The sequence below is a fragment of the Acidiphilium sp. genome, from assembly GCF_049977125.1.
In the GTDB taxonomy this organism is placed as follows: Bacteria; Pseudomonadota; Alphaproteobacteria; order Acetobacterales; family Acetobacteraceae; genus Acidiphilium.
Map to the genome: position 1 here is coordinate 1 of NZ_JBMFGY010000144.1, position 6,820 is coordinate 6,820.

The window sequence follows — 6,820 nt, forward strand, 5'->3', positions numbered from 1 at the left end:
GATCGTTTGCGGAACAGCCAGGCAGCGGCGGTGAGGCTGATTGCGGCGAGGAAGGCCATGGCGGCATACTGGGTGAGGAGTGAGGCGAAGGTTGGTTGTTCGAGGAAGCAGCGGCGGATGACCACCAGGGCAAAGCGCATCGGGTTGATCCAGGTGAGGTCCTGGATCAGTCGGGGCATATTGGCGATCGGGGTGGCGAAGCCGGACAGGATGATCGAGGGCACCATGAACAGGAACGCGCCGAGCAAAGCCTGCTGCTGGGTTGCGGCGATCGAGGAGATCATCAGGCCGATGCCGGTGACCGATATGATAAACAAGACGAGGCCGGTATAAAGCTCGATCAGGCCACCGTTGAACGGCACCTGGAACCAGAACACGGCCGCGAGGAGGATCACGCTTGCTTCGACCATGCCGATGATCAAGCCTGGAATGCTCTTGCCGAGCAGGATGTCGAGCGGGCGCATCGGCGTGACCAGAATCTGATCGAACGTGCCGGCTTCACGCTCGCGTGCGACCGATAATCCGACGACCAGCAGCGTGACGACCTGGGTCAGAAGGGCGACGATGCCGGGAATGATGAACCAGTGGGAGTCGAGATTGGGATTGAACAGGGCGCGGGGATCGAGTTGCGCGGGCGGGGCGGCATCACCGTGATCGGTCGCCCAGGTCGTGCTGGCGTCGGCGATGATGGTGTTGGCATAGCCGAGGATCAGCAGGGCGGTGTTGGAGTTGCGACCATCGACGATGATTTGCACCGGCGCCGGCTGGTGGGTCAGAAGGTCGCGCGAGAAGCGGGGATCGATGTCGAGCACCATTTCGACCGTGCGGGAGTCGATCAATGACTGGATCTGACGCGGGCTGTTGAGAGTGGCGACCTGCTGGAACGCCCGCGAGCCGGCGAAATCGGCGACCAGATCGCGCGAGGCGATCGAGTGATCCTGATCATAGACCGCGAAGGGGACGTGGTTGAGGTCGAAGCTCGCGGCATAGCCGAACACCAGCAACTGGATCAGCGGCGGTCCGACCAGCACCATCCGGCTCTTGCCATCGCGCAGAATCGCGAGGAATTCCTTGATCACCAGAGCCAGCACCCGTCCGAACATGGCTCAGTCCAGCCGTTTGCGCGCGGCGAGGCGTGCGGCACCGAGAAAGACCACCGCCATGACCACGAGGGCAAATAAATTGGGCAGCAGCACCGACCAGACGGTGCCAGCGAGGAACAAACTCTGCAAAATCGCCACGAAGTACCGTGCGGCCACGATATGCGTTACCCATCGGATTGGTGCGGGCATGCTGGCGATGTCGAAAATGAAGCCGGAGAGGATGAAGGCCGGCAGAAAGGTGGTGATGATCGCGATTTGTCCGGCGACGAACTGGTTTTTCGCCACGGTGGAAATCAGCAGCCCCATGCCGAGCGAGGCGAGCATGAACAGGGCGGCCGCCAGCGTCAATACGAGGATCGAGCCGTGAAGCGGCACGTCGAACAGGAAGACCGCGATCAACACCGCGACCACCATGCCGCCCATGCCGAGGATGAAATAGGGCACCACTTTCGAGATCAGGATTTCATGCATGCTGACTTTGGTGACCATCAGCGCCTCCATCGTGCCGCGCTCCCACTCGCGCGCGATCACCAGGGCGGTGAGCAGCGCGCCGGTCAGTGTCATGATCACGGCGATCAGGCCCGGTACCAGATAGTCACGACTGCTCACCGCGGGGTTGAACCAGATGCGGGGCTGCACCGCGATCGGTGTGGCTTCGGGGGTGCCGGCGGCGGTGGCCTCGGCGGCGATCCAGTCGGACCAGCTCTGCTGGACGTAGTTTTCGATGATCCGCGCATTGTTGGCGTTGATGCCATCGACGAAGACGCCGATGTTCGGATCGCGCCCGGCCTTGAGCTGGCGGGCGAAATTGCTGCGCAGCCAGACGAAGCCGTCGATCTGTTCATTCGCCAGAGCGGTTTGCGCCGCCGTGACGCTGGTGAAGTCGCGCGGGTCGAAATAGGGCGATTGGCGAAATTGCGCGGTCAGGCTGGCGGCGGCGGCGCTCGGTTGTTCGACCACGATGCCGAGGGCGACGTGCCTGGCATCGAGGGAGACACCGTAGCCGAACAGCAGCAGCAGCATAGCGGGCAGCACGAAGGCGATCGCGATCGAGGAGGGGTCGCGCAGGATCTGCAGGGTTTCCTTGCGGATCAGGCCGCGCAGCCGCATCAGTGAGCCGCTCATGCCGTCGCTGCCTTGGCATGGGATTTGGTCTCGTCGGCCTCGATCAGGGCGATGAAAGCGTCTTCCATTGTCGGATCGGGGTGGGCAGGGTCGCGGCAGGACTGCTTTAATTGTTCCGATGTGCCTTGGGCTAGGATTTTACCTTGAGCCATGATGACCAGGCGATCGCAATATTCCGCCTCATCCATGAAATGGGTGGTGACCAGCACCGTCACGCCGGAGTCGGCCAGGCGGTTGATGCGTTGCCAGAACTCGCGCCGCGCCAGCGGATCGACACCGGAGGTGGGCTCGTCGAGAAACAGGATGTCGGGCTCGTGCATCAGCGCGCAGGCGAGGGCCATGCGCTGCTTGAAGCCGAGTGGCAGGTCGCGGCTGGTGGCATCGCGCAGGGGGGCGAGCTCGAATTCATCGAGCGCCCAGGCGGTGCGCGCCGCGCGCCGTGCGCCGGTGAGACCGTAGGCGGCGCTGAAGAAATTCAGGTTCTGGATGACCGAGAGATCGCCGTAGAGCGAGAATTTCTGGGCCATGTACCCGAGCCGGCCGCGCGCGGTGGGGGCAGCGGTGCGCAGATCGAAGCCGTCAACCTGAAGGCGTCCGGCGCTTGCCGGCAGCAGGCCGCACAGCATGCGGAACGTGGTGGATTTTCCGGCACCGTTGGCGCCGAGTAGTCCGAAAATCTCGCCACGGGTTACCGCGAAGCTGATGTCGTCCACCGCGCAGAAGGCGCCGAACTGCTTGATCAGGTGATCGACCTCGATCACCGGGGTGGTTTCACCGGCGGGTCGCGGGGAAGACGTCGGAGTGGCGGCGGGCTGTTTTGGCTCCGCGCTATCGACCTTGGCACGGAGCAAGTCGATGAAGCGATCCTCGAAGCGGGGCGGCACACTGGTGTAGGTCGCGTCCGCCAGTGTGGGCTGGTTGGTGAAATCAGGTGTTATGCCAGAGTCCATCACCAGTCGTACCGCCTCGCCTTGGATCACCGCGTCGGTCACGCCGGGCAGCGCCGCCAGGGTCGCCTGGAGCTGACGCTTTGGCAGATGGGGCGAGCGGATTTGAAAACTCCGTCCCGCCATCGCGCGGGTGAAATCTCCGGGCGGACCGGCGCCGATCAGGCTGCCCTCGTGCAGCAGCAATACCGAATCGCAGCGTTCCGCCTCATCGAGATAGGCGGTGGAGAGCAGAACGGTCATGTTGGCGCTGCGCACCAGATGATCGACGATCGACCATAGCTCCCGGCGTGATACCGGGTCGACCCCGACGGTCGGTTCATCGAGCAGCAGCAGGCGGGGCGGGCGGATCAGCGTGCAGGCGAGGCCGAGTTTCTGTTTCATGCCGCCGGAGAGCTTGCCGGCGAGCCGCGTGGTGAAGGCGGCGAGGCCGGTCATCTGCATCAGTTCGGCGTAGCGCGCCGCCCGGGCAGAGGGGGCGACGCCTTGCAGATCGGCGTAGAGTTCGAGGTTTTCGGCGACGGTGAGATCTTCATAGAGGCCGAAGCGCTGAGGCATGTAGGAGATCATGCCCTGCACCGCGAGCGGGTCGGTGCGGACATCGGTGCCGAACACCGAGATTGACCCGGAATCGGCCCGTAGCAGCCCGGCGATCAGGCGCATCAGCGTCGTCTTGCCGGCCCCGTCCGGACCGATCAGGCCGGTGACCAGGCCGGGCGTCGTGGTGGCGCTCACGGCATCGAGAGCGACGATGTCGCGCTTACCGATGTGGAAATGCCGCGTGATGCCGGCGATGACCAGGGCGGCGGCTGGTGCGGCGGCGGGTTCAGTGGCCGCCGTCATGGCCGCAGACTCCGGGGCCGCGTTGGTCGGCGGGGCCGAGATGCTGGGCGAGATCGATCGTTACGGTCGCCGGCATGCCGAGGCGCAATTCGTCGTGCGGCGCGCAGGCATAGACCCGGAGCTGGTACACGAGCTGCGCCCGCAGATCGGGGGTTTCGACATTCTTGGGGGTGAATTCGGCGGTGGGCGACAGGTACCCGATCCAGCCATGATAGATCCGGCCCTTGTAGGAATCGGTGGTGATATCGGCGGCCATGCCGAGTTTGATCCTGCCGAGATCGCTCTCGGGCACATAGGCGCGCACCCAGACCGGGTTGGTCAGGGCGATGGTGTAAACCGGTGTCGCCGGGGAGGCCATGTCGCCCTGTTCCAGGATCCGATCCTCGATCACGCCGTCCGCCGGGGCGTAGAGCCTGGTATCCTTGAACTCGCGTTCGGCCAGCGCGGCGGTGGCGACGGCGGCGCGATAGGCCGCTTCGGCCGCCGCGATGTCTTCCTTGCGCGGCCCTTTCACCGCCAGCACATAGGCTTGTTTTGCCGCCTGATAGGTCTGTTCGGCGTTCTGATAGGCGGCCAGCGCATCGTCGCGCTGCTGGCGGGTGGCGCCATTGCCGGGCACCAGGGCTCGGTAGCGCTGATAATTCACCTGATCGTTGTGCGCGACGAATGCCAAAGCGTCCATCTGCGCCTTGGCTTGAACGATGGTTTCCGGGCGTGATCCGGCAAGCAGGGCGGCCAGAACCTGCTGCAGGTTGGTGGCCTGGGCGCGGGCGGCGGCGAGTGAGGCGGCGAAGCGGCGATTGTCCATCAGGGCAATCAATTCGCCACGATGCACGATATCGCCTTCCTGAACGAGCAACTTGCCGATCCGGCCGTTGTCGTTGAACGCGGCATCGACCTCGCGGATATCGACATTGCCGTAGAGCGTGAGCGTATGGGCGGCCGCGGTCGGGCGGGTGCGCAGGTACAGCACCACGCCCCCTGCGACGAGTGCCGCCACGATGGCAAGACCGATCAGGCGCTTCCGGTTGGCCATGAGCGGGCTCAGCCGAGCCGTTCCAACGCCAGCGCGATGCCCTGACCACCGCCGATGCACAGGGTCACGACACCACGGGTGAGATGGTCGCGCTGCATCGAATACAGCAGACGGGTGGTGAGAACGGCTCCGGATGCGCCGATCGGGTGGCCATGAGCGATGGCGCCGCCCTCGACGTTCACGATCGCCTCGTCGAGGCCGAGGCGGCGGGTGACCGCGAGCGCGATGGCGGCGAAGGCTTCGTTGATCTCGATCCGCTCGATGTCGCTGGTCGTCCACCCCGCGCGCGCCAGCGCCTGCTGGACCGCCGGCACCGGGCCGAGGCCGAACATACCCGGTTCGACCGCACCGATACCCCACGCAACCAGCCGCGCCATCGGCGTCATGCCATGGGCCTGGGCGAAGGCACTTGTGGTGACGATCATCGCAGCACCCGCGCTGTTCAGCCCTGGCGCATTGCCGGCGGTGATCGTGCCATCCTTGCGGAACGCCGGGCGCAGCTTCGCCAGGCTTTCCATCGTCGTATCCGGGCGGTTGTGCTCATCGGCATCGAAGATGGCCGGGCCGCGCTTGCCGGCGATCTCGACCGGGATGATCTCGTCCTTGAAATGTCCGGCCGATTTCGCTGCGGCGAAGCGCTGCTGGGAGCGGAATGCCCAGGCATCCTGATCGGCGCGGCTGATGTGATCAAGCGTGACCAGATCCTCAGTGTGCCAGCCGGAGTGCTGGTCGGAGAAGGCATCGTTCAAACCGTCGCGCAGCATGGCGTCGAACACCACGGCATCGCCCATGCGCATGCCCCAGCGGCCGTTGGGCAGCAGATAGGGCGCCCGGTCCATGTTCTCCATACCACCGGCGATCGCGCAATCGACCAGACCCATCGCGACATCCTGCGCCGCCGAAACGATCGCCTGCGCGCCCGAACCGCAGACGCGGTTCACCGTCATGGCCGGAATATTCACGGGCAACCCCGCTTCGATCGCCGCCTGACGGGCTGGATTCATCTTGACGCCGGCCTGGATGACATTGCCCATCACCACGGTACCGATCAACTCGGGGGCGATTCCGGCCCGGTCGAGCACCGCATTGATCGCTGTGGCCCCCAGGTCGGGGGCGGCAATCTCTTTCAGCGACCCGTTGAACGTGCCGATCGGGGTTCGCATCGGAGCGCAGAGGACAACATCGTTGAGCGACATGAAAAGCTCCTGAACAGGGGGATCGTCGGGGGTGTGTAGAGCGGCGGTCGCGGTACGTCTTTGATCGAGATCAATCCGGTCGATCGGTTCGTTGGGGAGCATCGTCCTAAGGCACGACAATCCCGAGCCTGATACAAATGCCCTGACCGCGCCGCAACCCAGTGCCGTTCAACCGCTCGCGCCGATCAAGGCATCGAACACGGGTTCGGCGTCCCCGATTATTTTGGTGGCCATGGCGAAGCGCACGATATGCAGGGTCTCCAGCACCTTGTCGGGGGTGATCCCCTGCAGAGCCACCTTGTCCGACATCGCCTTGACGCAGGCCGGGCTCGATCCGGCCAGAGCGGCGGCGAGGTAGATCAAGGTACGGGTCTCTTCGGTCAGCGCGCCATTCTGCGGCATGGCGTACATGCGCGAGCGCATGTGTTCCTGGATCAGACCGTCATCGACCAGGGTCGATTTTTCGATCGCGGCGGGAACGCGGCCCATTCCGGCCCGCATCATGGCGAGCAGCTCCTGTGCCGTGGGCATCGTTTGTATGGTCATGGTGATCTCCAGTTATTGAGGGGG

The 6,820-nt window shown here is 64.6% G+C and carries 6 protein-coding genes; all 6 read right to left on the reverse strand.

What is annotated here, in order from left to right; all coding sequences use genetic code 11:
* On the reverse strand, positions 1-1,103 hold a 1,103-nt coding region (locus ACP5E6_RS15135; RefSeq protein ID WP_427955360.1), incomplete at its 3' end, for an ABC transporter permease.
* Between the two features lie 3 nt (positions 1,104-1,106).
* On the reverse strand, positions 1,107-2,228 hold the full coding sequence (locus tag ACP5E6_RS15140; protein ID WP_427955362.1) for an ABC transporter permease: 1,122 nt from the start codon (positions 2,226-2,228) through the stop codon (positions 1,107-1,109).
* Positions 2,225-4,018, reverse strand: a complete 1,794-nt coding sequence (locus ACP5E6_RS15145) for an ATP-binding cassette domain-containing protein (RefSeq protein WP_427955365.1) — start codon at positions 4,016-4,018, stop codon at positions 2,225-2,227. The genes ACP5E6_RS15140 and ACP5E6_RS15145 overlap by 4 nt, the downstream gene beginning before the upstream one ends.
* On the reverse strand, positions 4,002-5,054 hold the full coding sequence (locus ACP5E6_RS15150) for an efflux RND transporter periplasmic adaptor subunit (protein WP_427955367.1): 1,053 nt from the start codon (positions 5,052-5,054) through the stop codon (positions 4,002-4,004). The genes ACP5E6_RS15145 and ACP5E6_RS15150 overlap by 17 nt, the downstream gene beginning before the upstream one ends.
* A gap of 8 nt (positions 5,055-5,062) precedes the next feature.
* The gene (locus ACP5E6_RS15155; RefSeq protein ID WP_427955370.1) at positions 5,063-6,250 is read right to left on the reverse strand and encodes a thiolase family protein; all 1,188 of its coding nucleotides are present in this window, start codon (positions 6,248-6,250) and stop codon (positions 5,063-5,065) included.
* 168 nt (positions 6,251-6,418) lie between these two features.
* Positions 6,419-6,796 carry a carboxymuconolactone decarboxylase family protein gene (locus ACP5E6_RS15160; RefSeq protein ID WP_427955372.1) on the reverse strand — a complete coding sequence of 126 codons (378 nt, stop codon included), beginning with the start codon at positions 6,794-6,796 and terminating at the stop codon, positions 6,419-6,421.
* Positions 6,797-6,820 lie beyond the last annotated feature (24 nt).